Raw genomic sequence first — 15,142 nt, 5'->3', positions numbered from 1 at the left:
GGCGACCCGTTCGGGTCGCCCTGCGCATCCGGGGTGTTATGTCATAACCAGGACCCAAGGACGAGTCGGCCTCCTACGGAGGGATCGAGGCTGAACGGGCCGGAGGTGTACCAGTTGGCAGGCGCGATGGTGCCGTTGAGGAAGACCTTGTACGTGAGGGTGCCGTCGCTGTTCTGGTAGGCCATGACGGTGTCGTCGAAGCCGTCGCGGTTGACGTCACCGGCCGCGACTCGCTCACCGACGTTCGCCAGGTCGAGGGAGTAGTACGTGGCAGTGCTGGGCCCGGTGAAGGACGAGCCGCTGGAGAACCAGCGGTAGAGCACGATCGTGGACGATCCGATATCACGAACCAGGATGGGCTCAGCCTTGCCGTCGCCGTTGAAATCTCCGACGACGAGCCGGCCTCCCACGGACGGGTCGAGGTCGAACGGGCCGGGGGTCGTGTACCAGTCGACAGGTGCGATGGTCCCGTTGAGGAAGACCTTGTAGGTGAACGTGCCGTTGGTGTTCTGGTAGGCCATGACGGTGTCGTCCTTGCCATCGCCGTTGACGTCACCGGCGGCGACTCGGTCCCCGACTTTGGCCAGGTCGAAGTTGTAGTACGTCGCCGTGCTGGGGCCGGTGAAGGACGAGCCGGTGGACCCCCAGCGGTAGAGCACGATCGTGGATGAGCCGACATCACGAACCAGGATGGGTTCCGACGCGCCCCCGTCCTCGCCTGTCCCGATGAAATCTCCGACGATGAGCCGGTTCCCTACCGATGGCTCGAGGTCGAACGGGCCGGGCGTGGTGTGCCAGTTGGTAGGAGCGACAGTCCCGTGAGGGAGGACCTTGAACGAGAACGCGCCGTCGCTGTTCTGGTGGGCCATGAGGGTGTCGTCCTTGCCGTCGCCGTTGAAGTCACCGGCCGCGACTCGGCCGTTGACGTTGGCCAGGTCGAGGGGGGAGTACGTAGCGGTGGAGCGGCCGGTGAAGGACGCTCCGGTGGAACCCCAGCGGTGGAGGACGGTCGTTGCCGAGCCCATGTCGCGAACCAGAATTGGGCTGTCGGGGGAGGAGTCGTCGGTCCACCAAGTCGTTTGCTGGCGTGCTCCGGGCCAACTGAAGCTGAAGTGGATGTGGTTGGTGTGGCAGTCGTTCGCGCTGCCGTCGCAGCTGTATCCCTGCCATCCTGAGGATGCCTCGTACGATTTCCACTGCTGCCGGTTCCAAATGATGTACATCAGTCCGAGCCGGCGGGCCATGGCGTGCCTGTTGCCGTACTGGTCCGTGGCGAGCAGCCAGTTGAGCAGGTCGGTGGCTTCGGCTCGATCAGCCGGGTTGTTGTAGTCGAAGCCGTAGTCCAGCGCTCTACCTTCCTTGTGCTCACTGGTGCCACCGTCGCTGCAGTCGCGACCGATTCCCCAGGTCTCGCTTCCGTAGGTGTCGACGAGCATGTTCTTGAACGTGACGACGCCGGGCTTGGCCGTTGGGTCACACGTGTCCTGTCCGTCGTAGACGGCGTACGGTTCGATCGCGGGCTCGAACAAGGGTGTCGGCGGCCTCGCCGAGGCGGGAGCGACCGCGACGGTGCCGAGGGCCGCGGCGGTCAGCGCGGCGGCGAGCACGCCGGTAGTGATACGTCGGAACATATTCCAGTTCAAGAGAGAGTGCCTTCCATCCGTCCGTAAGGGTTCGGGGTGTTTAGTCGGCCATTGATGCCGGATGGTTATTGGTTGTTGCCGCGCCGTGAGGCATCGGCTAGAAAGCGATCTTTGTGTTCCACCTCGATCCCCACATTGGTTCTGTCCAGTCCGTCTCCACGCGGAAACGGGTGCCGTCCTTGACGTTCGAAGCGATGACGGTCCACTCACCGGCATCCGGTGACTTCCAGCTATTGCACGTACCGAGGTTCACCCAGCAGACCCGGATAAACACATCCCAATAGGCAGAGTCGCCTGATGTACTGACAGGAAGGAAGTTGATGTCGTTGCAGCGACTGGTAGTGGTGTAGTAACCGGTCCTCGATGGATCGAAGGTGTTCGCATCGCTGGCGGTGCCACCGGCCCAGACCGACCCGTCGTAACACCCCGCAGCGAGCGCAGGCGTGGTTGGAGCGACGGCCAGTGGTATCCCCAGCGCAAGAGCCAGGACCACTCGCCCAACGATTGCGGTGAAATTGGTACGCTGCTGTTGTTGCATGTGCTTGTCCTCCACGTGGCCGTGCGGTCGACATTTCGGTTTCAACAAGTAACGCCAATAGATCGATGGTCACTGCTCCTGGGCCTCGGAGTTCACGCGGAATCCGACTTCGATGCCGGTCCGTAGCTCACTCCGGTGCCGAGGTTCGCAACAGGTGGCGAACGTCCGCCGAGATTTGTTCCGAGGGCAGGACAAACGACTCCTGACATAACAGCTCCAACTGGTCGGCGCGGATTGCCTGGTGTCGGTAGAGGTTGAGATCCAGGCGTACAGGATTTCGTTCCGTTGTGGCATCGCCGTGGTGTCACGACCATGCCATCCGTAGGACCCGTCACGGCGAAACCTGGACATCCATAGACGTCCAGCATCGGCCTTCGATCCTGAGCCTCGGGCTCGCTGCTTGTCTGAATACGACAAGGGGGAGAGGCTGCCTGACCTGCCCTTTAGTGGCTTGTCCCGCTCCTTCGGTCCATGAACGGAAGGTGCCCCGGAGTCGGCGGTACGGTGGGCATCTGGAACATCGCGAGCGGCCAACTCGACCGGCGGATAACCATCCTCCACGGCGACCTTGTCGCTGCGATTCGTGCGAGTGACCAGGGCCTGTCGAGCGCTAGCGAGACTAGCGAATACGGTACTTAACGCAACGCCGCCGACATCGGCATGCGGCGTTACGGCTGGCTCGGCGCCAAACAGCGTGAGGTCGTGTATGAAGGGTGTGGTCCCCACATGCGCAGGTACGCTCACGACGGCTGCAACGCCAAATGGTCTCAGATTTGGACGTTTGGATTATGGTGCGGTGGACCGGACCCGCGCTCGTCGTCTCGGAAATCCTGGTCCGAGCAGGTCAGCGGCGCGGCATCGGAAGACCGGCAACGAGCCGTTCCGGTTGTGCTCTCAGGCGCGGGAGCAAACCGGGCGCCCGGTCCGCGACGCCATCACGTCACACTCCCTCCTCGCCTAGTCCCGTCCGCGCTCGGCCAGCTAGGCTGAGCGCCGCTGCTACTTCACTCACCGGACTGGACGTTCAGGGCGGAATGGCCGACGGGGCGACACACGGCAGGTTGATCGGTCGGGACGCTGAGCTCAGCCTTCTCGCGAGCGCCGTGTCAAGCACGGCGGACGGAGAGCTACGGGCCGTGGCGGTGCGTGGTGATCCGGGGATGGGAAAGACCCGTCTCCTCGCCGAACTGGCCGATCTGGCCAGAGCCCGTGGCTTCGCCGTCTATCACGGTCAAGCGACCGAGTTCGAACGTGACGTACCGTTCGGCATCTACGTCGCCGCGTTCGAACCCCAACCGGGACATCCGAGCCGGGACGAGCAGGGTGCGCTGACCGAGTTACTGCTGGACGCCACCGGGCCGTCCGAGGCGCGGCGCGCGGGGCTCGACCGCTACCGGCTCTTCCAGCGCGCGCGTCGGCTCATCGAGGAACAGGGAGCGGCCGGCCCAGTCGCCATCGTGCTCGACGACCTGCACTGGGCGGATCAGTCGTCCGTGGAACTGACCGAGTATCTGTTACGCCGGCCGCCACGGGCGCCGTTGCTGCTCGCCACCGCGTACCGTGCGGCGCAGGTGCCGGCGGGCATCGCCCGGGCCGTCGCTCAACTCGGCGACGCGACCGTTCACATCAGTCTCACGCCGCTGGGTGAGACCGACGTGGCGGCGCTGTTGCCGGAGGCCGACCGTGGCCGACGACGACTGCTGTACCGCACGACCCACGGAAACCCGCTCTACCTCCAGGTGCTCGCCGACGCCAGCGTGGCGACGCTCACCGCCCTCGCGGAAGCCGGGGATGTGGCGACCGGCGCACCCGAGCGGGCACTGCTGGACGCGGTCAGCACCGAACTGACCGCCCTGACGCCGGATGTCCGGCAGGTGGCCTGCGCGGCGGCGGTGGCCGGCGAGCCGATCTCGTTGAACCTCGTCGCGTCCATCACCGGACTACCCGAGTCCGCCTTCGATCACGCTATCGACCATCTGGTCGGTGTGGGCCTGGTGGTCGAGGCCGACGCCGCTTTCCGGTTCCGCCACCCCCTGGTGCGGGCGGCGGCGTACTGGATGGCCGGCGCGGCCTGGCGGTCGCGCGCGCACGACCGGGCGGCGGAGTACCTGCGCAGCAAGGGCGGCCCGTTGCAACTGTTGGCCCACCACACCGCACGATCGGCGCAACACGGCGACGTGCAGGCGGTACGGACGCTGGAGGCGGCGGCCGCGGCGGCGGTGGACGCCGCGCCGTCCACCGCCGCCCGGCTGCTACGGACCGCGATCCGGTTGCTACCGGATGACCAGGGCCGGGCCGAGTGGCGGATCCAACTGCAATGGGCACTGGGCCGCGCACTGGGGGTGACCGGCGATCTGACGGCCAGCCGGCAAATTCTGCAGGAGGTGATGCGGGCACCGGGACCGCTGCGGATCGCGGCGGTGGGCTTCTCCTCGATGATCTACCGCCTGCTCGGCGACTTCGACGAGGCGAAAGCCCTTGTCACCACCGAGCTGACCCGGCCGTACGCGCGCGACCGGTCGACCAGCCTGACCCAGGTCGGGCTGGCCGCGGTCGAGCTGATGGGTCGGGAGCCGGGAAGGGCTCGGGTCGCGGCCGCCGTCGCGCTGCGCTCCCTGAGGGACACTGACGACGAGGCGCTGGAGTCGGCCGCCCGGGCCATCAACGCGCTGGCCAGTCTGCGTGACGGCGACGTGGTGGAGAGCCGGGGTGAGACCGACCGGGCGGCGTGGCTGGCGGACGCGATGACCGACGAGGCGCTCGCGCCGCACCTTGAGCTGATCGCACCGCTGGCCTGGGTCGAAATGCACCTGCGACGGTACGACGACGCGTCGCGACACCTGCGCCGCGGGCTGGACATCGCGTCTCGTGCCGGGCGGAGCCACAGCGTGCCGTACCTGCTCATCGTCGTGTCCGCGTTGAACGAGCGGCAGGGCCGGCTGGTCGAGGCGGTGACCGCCGCCGAGGAGGCCCGCGAGGCGTCCCGGCTGATCCACAGTCGGGAGACCCTGGCCATGTCAAGCATCCTGTTGCTGCGTCCGCTGCTGTGGCGGGACGGGCCACGGGCCGCCCTGGAACTGGCCGAACGGATCTCCGGCACCCGACCCCGGTCGGGCTGGTGGTCCGGGCTGGGACAGCTCGACCGTGCACTGGTGTACGCCGAGGCCGGGCAACCGAGACGCGCTCTCGCCGCCCTGGCCGGAGAGGACCCGGCCGACGAGCTGACCAGGACGTACTGTCTGGCTGTCCAGGCGATGGCCACCGCTGCAACCACCACCGCCGCAACCACCGCCACCGCCACGGCCACCGCCGGGGCCTGGTCCGAAGCCGGTCCGCTGGCCGAACACGCCCTTTCCCGGGCGATGACGTCGGGTCTGCCGCATCAGTTGGGTTTTGCGCATCGGGCGCAGGCGAAGGTGCTCATGCTTTCCGGACGGTCGAGGGAAGCAGTCGCCCACGCGGAACAGGCCGCCGCCCATTTCGCAGCCGCCGGTGCGCCGGTCGAGGAGGGGCTCACACGGCAACTCGCCGCCGAACTGTATGCCGCCCAGGGCGCGGTCGCGCAGGTCCGCACCGAGATAGGCCGGGCCAAATCCCTGTACGTCGCCGCCGGGGCGGCCTGGCTCTCCGCCGCGCTGGCACGCGACGAACGTCGACTGGCCGCCCGAGCGCCCCGGGGGCAGCGGCAACCGGCCAATCCCGTTTCCGCGCTCACCAGCCGGGAACGGCAGATCGCCGACCTCGCGGTGAGCGGTTTGACGAATCAGCAGATCGCAGAGCGGCTGCACCTGAGCCCCAAGACGGTGGAGGCTCACCTTTCCCGTACCTTCGCGAAGCTCGGCGTCCAGTCGCGCGTCACGCTCACCCAGCACCTGACCGCGGACGCGCAGGCCCGGGACGACTGAGCGGGCCGACGGCGTGGACGTCGAGTTGATGTAGGGGGTGGGGTAGGGAACCGCCCGATGCTAGCGATGGTCGATGTGGAGCATGCTGCTGCGGCAAGCCACACGATCATCGAGGGATGTGCACATGTTGCCCTTTCGTGTCACCAGACGTACCCGGACCCGCGTGGTCCTGACGGCGTTGTTCGCCACCCTGGGGCTGCTCCTGCCGGCAGCCATGGTCAGCGCCGATCCGATACCGCTGCCGCCTCGGCCGCCGTTTCCGTCGCTCTCGCCACTGCCGCCCGGCGCTCCGTTGCCGCCGAACCCGGGGGTCCCGCGGCCACCGACCCTGCCGCAGTGTCCGCCGACCTGCATCAGCCTCGGACCGGAGCCGTACGACGCTGTCGTCTACGGCGACAGCTACACCAGCGGTGAGGGCGCGAGCCACAACCACAGGTACGTGACGAAGGCCGACGGTACGGAGGACTTCCGGCACCAGTCCGGACTCGCCCCGTTCTCCGTGGCCTGGGCGGCTCTGGAGATGGGCCGGCATCCGTCCCGGAGCATGAATCTCACCTCGGAGACGATGCAGTCGGTTGTCACCCGCGACCGTCTCTTCTTCAACGCCTCGTCCGGGGCGTGGATCAATCACCTTGACGAGCAGCAGAAGGAATGCCGAACCTGCTCGGCCATCCGTAACCAGCCCCAGGCCCAGGACGTCCCGACCATGGCCAAGATCGCCTACTTCGGGCTCGGCGGAAACGACGCCGGTTTCGCCGATCTGGTCAGCACGGCGGTCGAGGCGTACATGAACCCGAGAACCGGTGGCTTCCGGGTGCAGGCATGGCAGCAGGACCAGGAGCAGGCGGTGGCAGCCGAGATGGGCCGACTGCAGCCACGGATCGACGGCCTCAAGGACAAGGTCGCGGACGGGTTGTTCAGTGTCCGGGAAACCCATCCGGTAGCCGAGATCGTGGTGGCGCTCTACCCGCTGGCGGTCAAGCAGTCGGGCAACACCGGCATCCGGGAGGTCACCGGCCGGAGCATGGACCTGATGTATCCCTTCGCGGTCAAGGTGAACCAGGCCATCCGGGACGGGGTGGCACTGTTCGAATCCAGGTACCCGGGAACGAAGGTCCACGTCTTCGATCCGAACACCGCCGGGCCGAACGGGACCAGCGTGATCGCCGGACACGAACTCGGTCAGCCCAACTCGTACGTCCATGGTCTTGTCTACCGCAACGACATCTTCTTCCAGGGACAATTTTTCAAGTCGTTCCAGGAAAGCTTCCACCCGAACGAGCTCGGCTCGGTGGCCATCGGCAGGGCGCTCGCGACCTTCATGGCCGGGAAATTCCCGTCACTCTTCCCGAGCGGGCCGAACTTCGACAAGGTGACCGTCAACGCGCAGCCGTTGGCCACGTCGGAGGAGGAGGCCAACGCGGCCCTTCAGTACGCGGCCACCAACCCGACGGACGTGTGCGAGGAAACCGAGATCGACAGCGTCTGCCGATTCATCACCCCGACCGGCATCGTGATCCAGCACGACCTCTGGTTCAACCCGAACTGGCGGTCACCGACCGGTGGCAACCCGGTTCCGGGCGGTTCCGACCAGGGCTCGCCCGGCGGGGGTGGTGACGGGGGTTCAACCTGGATCCCGGTCAACTACATTCCGAAGGACCCGTGTGACATCTTCTATCCGACCTTCGCCCAGTATTACGCCGGGGTGCAGATCCAGGGCGGACCGCTGCACATTCCGATGAGGATCGACGAGCTCCTTTTGGTCCCCACCAGGCCCAAGTGCATCCCGGGCATCGGATTGGTCTACGAGTAACCGTCGCACATCACAGCCACAGCCACAGCCGCCGCCCGGACCGGTTTGGTCGGGGCGGCGGTGCTGTGTCAGCCGATGTCGACGCCCGAAGGGGCGACGGTTGCCGCGGAGGGGACCAGCCTCGCCGTGCCGCCCGCTGGGAAAATGCCGCGCGTGCCCGAGGACCCCATCCCCGATCAGGAACTCTTCCGCCGGGCCAGCGACGGCCCCGCCAACGCCCTGCCGTTGCGACACTCTCCCGAACCCGTCAACTGCACGACGGTGCTCGACGGAATCCGGCGATTCCCGCATAGACCACCTGAGCACGTCCGGGCGCCGGGATACGCCCGCTCCTGCCTGGCCTGCTCCATCAGCCCGGCCCGCGCGACTTGAAGGGATAATGAGCCACTATGACCGACACGAACCGAGAAGTACTGCGCACCACATTCGGCCAGGACGCCGAACTCTACGACCGATGCCGTCCGACCTATCCACCCCAGCTGTTCAGCGAACTCGCCACACTCGCAGACCTCGGTCCACACGCTCGGGTGCTGGAGATCGGATGCGGCACCGGCCAAGCGACCCTGCCCCTGGCACAACTGGGATGCCATGTCGTCGCGATGGATCTCAGTCCCGACATGGCCACCATCGCCCGACGCAACCTCGCACAATTCCCGAATGTCACCGTCGTCACGGCGGCCTTCGAGGACTGGCAGCCCTCGGACGGGACCTTCGACGCGGTTCTCTCCGCGACCGCGTTCCACTGGCTTGACCCGGACGTGCGCATGATCAAAGCCGCTGACCTGCTGCGGCCCGGCGGATCTCTCGGCATCGTCTCGACTCACCACATCGCCGGCGGGACGAACGACTTTTTCGCCGATGCACAACGGTGCTACGAACGTTTCGACCCCACAACACCGCCCGGCATGCGTCTGACGACCGATGACGAGACCCCCGAGGAGGCGGCAGAGTTCGATCGATCGGCACGATTCGGGCCGGTCGAATTCCGGCGCTACGAGTGGCAACAGACCTACACGGCCCTCGAGTATCTGAACCTGCTCATGACCTACTCCGGCAATCGAGCCATGGCACCGCAGGCACGCAGCGGCCTGTTCGCGTGCATCACTCACCTGATCGACGACGTCTACAGCGGAGCAATCACCAAGCAGTACCGGACCCGGCTCGCCATCGCGCACAAGACACCGTGACTCGGCCCGGCATCCGATCTGCGTACTGCCGTCAACTCGGGCAGACGGCGAACGTACGCCGGATCTCCAGCTTCCCCGCACCGTCCGAGCCACCGCGCCAGTTCGCGAACCCGAGCGCTCTTGTCCGCCATCGGTCTATCGCTGCGCAGATCGTCTCAACGTCTTTCGACGTACTCGTCGTGGCAAGCGCAGGTTTCGTCAACCCTGTCTCGCAGGTCCGGATCCTGCTGAGGGCGCCTCCGTGACCTGTTGAAGGGCGACTTGACCATCAGGCTTGTGCTCTTGGATGTCCGTTTTCGGGGTCCCGGTGGGAGCCGCGTGGGAGCGGTGGTCGCGGATTCGTCTGCCAAGGTCCTTCATTCATCGAAGGCATCCGGTTTTCCTTGTTCCGCTGCGACCCGGGTGTCCTGTCCCAGGCCTCGACGGATCGCGATCTCCACGGGTGAGTACGCGCCGTCGGCCCGCTCCAGTTCGTACGGCGCGGCCGGCATCAGCGGCGGTTGGGCCATGAAGCGCGGCCGCACCCCATGGTGCGGTTGCGCCGCGTGCACCAGGAATGGATGGCACAGGAAGACATCACCTGGGTGCCCGGTGGCGAGGGCGGTTGGCCGGTGGCTGGACGCGGCCACCAGATCGGCCGCGAGGGTCAGCCCGCTCGCTCCGTCCTCACCGTACTTCTCCAGCACCTTCGGCACGTCGAGGTGTGAGCCGACCCGGATCCGGGTCGGGGCGTCCTCCTCACCGACCTCGCTGAACAGGAACAGCATCAGTAGCGCCCGGCCCTGGGAGCGCAGGTTTGTGAAGTACCAGCTCTCGCCCTCCGGCAGATAGCTTCCTTCGATGTGCCAGCCCGCGTCGTCCGGCTCGTCCTCGTGCGGAAAGCGCAGCGGGAACGTGCCCAGTGAGTAGCGCGGCTCCCAGCGCCCCGCGCCGACGAGCAGGTCGTACGCGTGGTGCAGGAACGGAGAGTTGGGTGCGGCGGCGAACGGACCCTGTGCCATCCCGGCCACCCAGTGCACGGGCTGCGTCCACGTCGCTGGATCATCCGGGTCGCAGCCCGTCTCCCGCCACAGCAGCCGCGCGCAGTCCGCGGCCACGCGCGGCGCCACGGCGCCCTCCAACCTCACGAAGCCGTCGCGAAGGAAGCGGGATACCAAGGTCGTGTCATCCATGCCACCATCCTGCGGCGAAACCGGTTCCGACCACCCGACACTTTCCGCGCCGCTTCTGTCGGGTGTTCACCGAGCCTTTTTATGTCCCGACGGAGATTGGAGGCGACCGCCAGGTGCCCACAGCACCACGTTGCAGGCGACGGGCGGACATTCCGCGCCCCCGTCCCGTCCTCGCCACCGAGAACGCCGACCACATCCGGGAACTCGGCCGCCTCGACGCCAGCACATGATGGATCGGGCCACGACGGTCGGGCGTGACCGGTACGCCTTCGGCCAAGGTCGACGTCAGAAGGAGGCTTCATGATCTCGATACTCAACCGGCTTGTCGACCTCGTAGAGGAGAGCCTCACCGGGGACTTCAACGTCAAGAACGTGGCCAGGACGCTCGGCACGACCGAATACCACCTCCGCCGGATGTTCTCCTCATTGGCCGGCATGCCGCTGTCGGAGTACGTGCGCCGCCGCCGGATGACCGTCGCCGCCGCCGACGTCGTCCGAGGTGAGCAGGACCTGCTGAAAATCGCCATCCGGCACGGATACGGCTCGGCCGAGGCCTTCGGGCGAGCATTCCGGGCGGTCCACGGCGCGGGCCCTGGAGACGTGCGCCGCGACGGAGGCCCCCTCCGTACACAACCACACCTCAGGTTCCGCCTGACCGTCGAAGGGAGCGACCGCATGGACACCCACATCGTCGACCACCCCGGGTTCCGGCTCGTGGGTCACGCGGCCCGCGTTCCACTGATCCACCAAGGCGTCAACCCGCATATCCAGCAGCACATCGCCGCACTGCCGACAGGGGAGCACCTGCGTTTGAAGGCCCTCGGCAACACGGAGCCGAGCGGCCTGCTCGCGGTCAGCGACGACCTCGACCTCGACCGCGCCGAGGGCAGCAAGCTGACCTACCTACACGGCGTCGCCGTGTCCCCGGATACGTCTGTCCCCGACGGCCTCGACATCATCGAGGTCCCAGCCGGCAGGTGGCTGATCTTCCGGATCGCAGGGCCGCATCCGCAGACCCTGCAGAAGACGTGGGCCACGGCCGCGACCGAGTGGTTCCCCTCCAACCCGTGGCGGCTGCGGCCAGGTCCGGAGATCGTCGCGGCGCTCAGGTCCACGGATGATTTCAGCACCGCGACCTGTGAACTCTGGCTCCCCGTCGAACCAGCGTAACGACCCGCCGAGACGCTTTCCGCGCACGGTGAAGGCGTCCTGCAGTACGTCCTGCGCCGCATGATCGGCGGCTAGGGGCAAACGCACCCCGACCGGAGTCCGTACCCGTCCATCGCGACGGGTCCGGACCCGTCTCCCCCTACCTTCGTCGGTACGGCCCCGAGTCTTTCGGCAGATGCCAGCTCCCGTACTCGCCGGCAGGCTGCGGGACATGAGAATCCACACCCGACGCGGGCTGCTGCGCGGACTCGCGGTAGCCGTGGCGATGTCGGCCGTCGCCGGACCGACGCCGGCCGTTTTCGCCACACCCCCCGGACCGACTGCCCCGCTGCGGATGAGTCTGCCGGCGCCCACCGGCCCGTACGCGGTCGGCACCACCGAACTGCACCTGGTGGACCGGCACCGCGCCGACCCGTGGGTCGACGGTCGACTGCGGGAGCTGATGGTCAGCCTCTGGTACCCCGCCGCCCGTTCCGGCGACCGGCCACTCGCGCCCTACCTACGCCCGGCCATCGCTTCCCTGTTGGCGCAACGCAACGACGCCCAACTCGGCCTCCCCGCCGGTCAGGTCGACTGGGCCACGATCAGCACCCATGGCCGATCCGGCGCCCCGGTCCTGCACCGACCGGGCGGGCACCCGGTCGTCCTGTACTCCCCGGGCGGGGGCGTACACCGCGCGTTGGGCACCGTGCTGGTCGAGGAGTTGGCCAGCCGCGGGTACGTGGTCGTCACCATCGACCACACCTACGAGACACCCGAGGTCGAGTTCCCCGGCGGCCGGGTCGAGGTGCAGCAGCTTCCCGAAGGCGACCCGACCGCCCTCAACCACGTGCTGCTGCGTACCCGGGTCCAGGACACCCGGTTCGTGCTCGACCGGCTCGCCGATCTCGACGCCGGCCGCAACCCCGACGCGGACGCCCGCCGCCTGCCATCCGGGCTGACCCGGTCGCTCGACCTGTCCCGGGTGGGCATGTTCGGTCACTCCGCCGGTGGCTTCACCGCGGCCGAGGCGATGCTGGTCGACCGCCGGATCGACGCGGGGATCGACATGGACGGCAGCATGGCCTACAGCTTCTCCGCCAACGACTTCGGCGAGGTGACCCGGCGCGGACTGGACCGGCCGTTCATGCTGATGGGCGCCGGGCTCAGCTCCGGCCAACCGCACAACCACCTCGGCGCGTCGGACTGGGCGTCGTTCTGGGCGAACTCCACCGGCTGGCAACGCGACCTGTATGTCGCCCAGGGCGAGCACTTCACCTTCACCGACTACCCGGTGCTGCTGCCCCAACTCGACGCGGCCTTCGATCTGCCGGCCGGCCTGGTCACCAGCAGCATCGGCACGGTCGACCCGGCCCGGATCACCGCGTCGCTGCGGACGTACGTGCCGGCGTTCTTCGACGCCCACCTGCGGCAACGCCCCCAGCCGCTGCTCGACCACCCCTCGCCGGCCCACCCCGACGTGGCCTTCGTCCGCTGAGCCCGCCCGTACGCCTGTCAGCTAACCGCGCCTTGGTGCCGTCTGCGTCGGGGATGACACGGCCGGCGAGCGGATGTCATCGCCAAGGCAAACCGACCCGACCGGCCGGCGGCAGGGTGGTGGCATCCGCGATGCGCGCGTAACTCGGACCGCCGAGGCGCATGAGCGGGTCGATGGTACGAGTGTCGACCTTGACACCGTCGATCGCGTCGTCGGCGACGTGGACGTGGACGACCTCGCCCGCGACGAAGCCCGACCCACCGGTGCCGAAGGGAGTGGTCGAATGCCAGCGGCATTCCATCCGGATCGGCACTTGCGCCACCCCTGGTACGCCGACCGCGATCGAGGGTACGAGTTCCACGCCCAGGAGGTCCACCTCGCTGTCCTCCGGGCCGTAGTCGGCCGACGAGTGATGGACGAGCTGCATCATGGCGAAGGTCGGGACGTTGACCACGAACTCACCGGTCTCCTCGACGTTGCGCCGGGTGTCCTTCGGCAGGCCCTCACGGTGCCCGATCGAGATGCCGACCATGAGCGGTGTATAGGAGACGATGGTGAACTGGCTGAACGGCGCGAGATTGAGCACGCCCGATCGCGAACGCGAGGTGATCCAGGCGATCGGACGTGGCACGACGATGCCGGTCATCAGCTTGTAGCGCTCCCCGGCGTCCAGCCCCGCGCAGTCGATTTCCACGCTCACTCCTCGCTCGGTGTGACGATATCCTCCGGCGTCGTCCCGGAGTCGACGAGTGCGAGGCCGAGCGCGACACGTTCGACGATCCAGCTGCTCGGTCGGTACCGAGGGTCACCCGTCTGCTCGAGCAGTCCGCCGAGCACCGCCAGGATCCGGTCGGCACCGACACGATCACCCCAGGCCAGCGGTCCGGTCGGGTAACCGAGCGCGAGGCGTACGGCGGTGTCGATGTCGTCCGGAGTCGCGAGCCGTGCCTGCGCGATTCCCGCGGCGACGTTGACGACGGAGGCGAGCAGGCGCTGGGCGACGCCCGCCGGCCCGTCGCGGACGACGGACACCGCGCGGCCGGTACGTTCGAGAGCGGCGCGCGCAACGCGGCCTACCTCCGGATCGAGTCCCGGGTGCACCGCGAGTACCAGGCGGGTCGTACGGTCGCCGATCGACTCCACCCCACACGCCCGCCGGACGGGAAGCCCTCGTCGGTTCGCCTCGGTGATCACACTTGCGCCGTCGGAGCTGACGAGGACGACGGCACGGTCACCGGGCTCACCGCCCCGGTCGCGTTCCACGCCGGACGCGTCGAGCAGAGCGGCGAGATCCGAGTCGTCGGTCCAGATGGGGCGGTCGAGCGGGACCGCTCCGACCGTCGCGGATGCGGGGACGATCTTCTTGCCGTCTTCGTAGCGGTAGAAGCCTTCCCCGGTCTTGCGGCCGAGGAGCCCACCGAGGAGTCGGCCGCGTAGGGAGGCCGAGGGTCGTAGTCGCGGCTCCGCGTAGAAGCCCGCCCAGATCGACTCGAGTACCGGGACCGAGACGTCAAGACCGGTGAGGTCGAGAAGCTCGAACGGCCCCATCCGGAGACCGAGTACGTCGCGCGCGATCGCGTCGATCTCGACCGGCCCCGCGATCTGCTCGTCCAGGATCTGGAGCGCCTCGGTGACGAGTCCCCGTCCGGCGTGATTGACGAGGAAGCCGGGCGTGTCGGCCGTCCGTACGGGGACGTGCCCTGTGCGCCGGACGAGTTCCTCGGCGAGGTCGACGACGGACGGCGCGGTACGGACGCCCGGGACGATCTCGACCAGGCGCATCCGTGGCACCGGGTTGAAGAAGTGCAGGCCCACCGCGCGCTCCGGCCGGTCGAGCACGGACGCGATCGCGGTGACCGAGAGCGAACTCGTGTTTGTGGCGAGCACCGTACGTGGCCCGACGACGGCCTCCAGCCCACGGAACAGGTCCTGCTTGATCTTGAGGTCCTCCACGACGGCTTCGATGACGACGTCGCACGGCTCGGCACTCGTCGGGCTCGCGATCGGGGCGATACGGGTCAGGGCCGAGACGGCCGCCGCCCGGTCGAGCCGTCCCCGCGTGACCTCCCGGTCCAGTTGCGTGGCGATCCGCTCGGCGCCCCGGTCGAGGGCGCCCGCGTCGACGTCGGCCAACTGCACGTCGACACCGCTGGTCGCGAGTAGCTGCGCGATTCCCGCGCCCATCGCGCCGGCGCCGATGACGCGTACCCGGGGTGGTGTCGCTTGCACGGTCATCG

11 protein-coding genes are annotated in these 15,142 nt (G+C 67.8%); 6 read left to right on the top strand and 5 right to left on the bottom strand.

Annotated features, from left to right (window positions below; genetic code table 11):
- Positions 1-41: 41 nt before the first annotated feature.
- Both AB0J90_RS18190 and AB0J90_RS18185 read right to left on the bottom strand, forming a co-directional pair.
- Positions 42-1,607, bottom strand: coding sequence for a VCBS repeat-containing protein (locus AB0J90_RS18190; protein WP_363597193.1), 1,566 nt, complete (start codon positions 1,605-1,607; stop codon positions 42-44).
- A 133-nt stretch (positions 1,608-1,740) separates the two neighbouring features.
- Entirely contained in the window at positions 1,741-2,181 is a 441-nt protein-coding gene (locus tag AB0J90_RS18185) for a hypothetical protein (protein WP_363597191.1), read from the bottom strand.
- Positions 2,182-2,942: 761 nt separating this feature from the next.
- Here AB0J90_RS18185 and AB0J90_RS18180 point away from each other — a divergent pair.
- The 4 genes from AB0J90_RS18180 (at position 2,943) to AB0J90_RS18165 (ending at position 9,086) form a co-directional block, all read left to right on the top strand.
- The gene (locus AB0J90_RS18180; protein WP_363597189.1) at positions 2,943-6,086 is read left to right on the top strand and encodes an AAA family ATPase; all 3,144 of its coding nucleotides are present in this window, start codon (positions 2,943-2,945) and stop codon (positions 6,084-6,086) included.
- Between the two features lie 124 nt (positions 6,087-6,210).
- Entirely contained in the window at positions 6,211-7,899 is a 1,689-nt protein-coding gene (locus AB0J90_RS18175; RefSeq protein ID WP_363597187.1) for a hypothetical protein, read from the top strand.
- 153 nt (positions 7,900-8,052) lie between these two features.
- Positions 8,053-8,271, top strand: a complete 219-nt coding sequence (locus tag AB0J90_RS18170; RefSeq protein WP_363597185.1) for a hypothetical protein — start codon at positions 8,053-8,055, stop codon at positions 8,269-8,271.
- 17 nt (positions 8,272-8,288) lie between these two features.
- A complete protein-coding gene (locus AB0J90_RS18165; protein ID WP_363597183.1) occupies positions 8,289-9,086 on the top strand; it encodes a class I SAM-dependent methyltransferase in 798 nt (265 codons plus the stop codon).
- 356 nt (positions 9,087-9,442) lie between these two features.
- Here the strand turns inward: AB0J90_RS18165 and AB0J90_RS18160 are convergent, their stop codons facing one another.
- Entirely contained in the window at positions 9,443-10,258 is an 816-nt protein-coding gene (locus AB0J90_RS18160; protein WP_363597181.1) for a phytanoyl-CoA dioxygenase family protein, read from the bottom strand.
- A gap of 300 nt (positions 10,259-10,558) precedes the next feature.
- Here AB0J90_RS18160 and AB0J90_RS18155 point away from each other — a divergent pair, with 300 nt between their 5' ends.
- Positions 10,559-11,428 (top strand): AraC family transcriptional regulator, encoded by an 870-nt coding sequence (locus AB0J90_RS18155; RefSeq protein ID WP_363597179.1) that lies wholly within the window; start codon positions 10,559-10,561, stop codon positions 11,426-11,428.
- A 211-nt stretch (positions 11,429-11,639) separates the two neighbouring features.
- The gene (locus AB0J90_RS18150; protein WP_363597177.1) at positions 11,640-12,905 is read left to right on the top strand and encodes a lipase; all 1,266 of its coding nucleotides are present in this window, start codon (positions 11,640-11,642) and stop codon (positions 12,903-12,905) included.
- 76 nt (positions 12,906-12,981) lie between these two features.
- Here AB0J90_RS18150 and AB0J90_RS18145 read toward each other — a convergent pair whose 3' ends face one another.
- Positions 12,982-13,599 (bottom strand): flavin reductase family protein, encoded by a 618-nt coding sequence (locus AB0J90_RS18145; protein WP_363597175.1) that lies wholly within the window; start codon positions 13,597-13,599, stop codon positions 12,982-12,984.
- 2 nt (positions 13,600-13,601) lie between these two features.
- The gene (locus tag AB0J90_RS18140; RefSeq protein WP_363597173.1) at positions 13,602-15,140 is read right to left on the bottom strand and encodes a 3-hydroxyacyl-CoA dehydrogenase; all 1,539 of its coding nucleotides are present in this window, start codon (positions 15,138-15,140) and stop codon (positions 13,602-13,604) included.
- Between the last annotated feature and the right edge of the window lie 2 nt (positions 15,141-15,142).

The sequence above is a fragment of the Micromonospora sp. NPDC049523 genome (genome assembly GCF_040676775.1).
In the GTDB taxonomy this organism is placed as follows: domain Bacteria; phylum Actinomycetota; class Actinomycetes; order Mycobacteriales; family Micromonosporaceae; genus Micromonospora_G.
This window is presented reverse-complemented; position numbering and strand designations above follow the sequence as displayed.

Coding starts and splice junctions, on each gene's coding strand:
- AB0J90_RS18185 (WP_363597191.1), bottom strand. CDS start 2,181: ATGCAACAACAGCAGCGTACCAATTTCACCGCAATCGTTGGGCGAGTG.
- AB0J90_RS18180 (WP_363597189.1), top strand. CDS start 2,943: ATGGTCTCAGATTTGGACGTTTGGATTATGGTGCGGTGGACCGGACCC.
- AB0J90_RS18175 (WP_363597187.1), top strand. CDS start 6,211: ATGTTGCCCTTTCGTGTCACCAGACGTACCCGGACCCGCGTGGTCCTG.
- AB0J90_RS18165 (WP_363597183.1), top strand. CDS start 8,289: ATGACCGACACGAACCGAGAAGTACTGCGCACCACATTCGGCCAGGAC.
- AB0J90_RS18160 (WP_363597181.1), bottom strand. CDS start 10,258: ATGGATGACACGACCTTGGTATCCCGCTTCCTTCGCGACGGCTTCGTG.
- AB0J90_RS18155 (WP_363597179.1), top strand. CDS start 10,559: ATGATCTCGATACTCAACCGGCTTGTCGACCTCGTAGAGGAGAGCCTC.
- AB0J90_RS18150 (WP_363597177.1), top strand. CDS start 11,640: ATGAGAATCCACACCCGACGCGGGCTGCTGCGCGGACTCGCGGTAGCC.
- AB0J90_RS18140 (WP_363597173.1), bottom strand. CDS start 15,140: ATGACCGTGCAAGCGACACCACCCCGGGTACGCGTCATCGGCGCCGGC.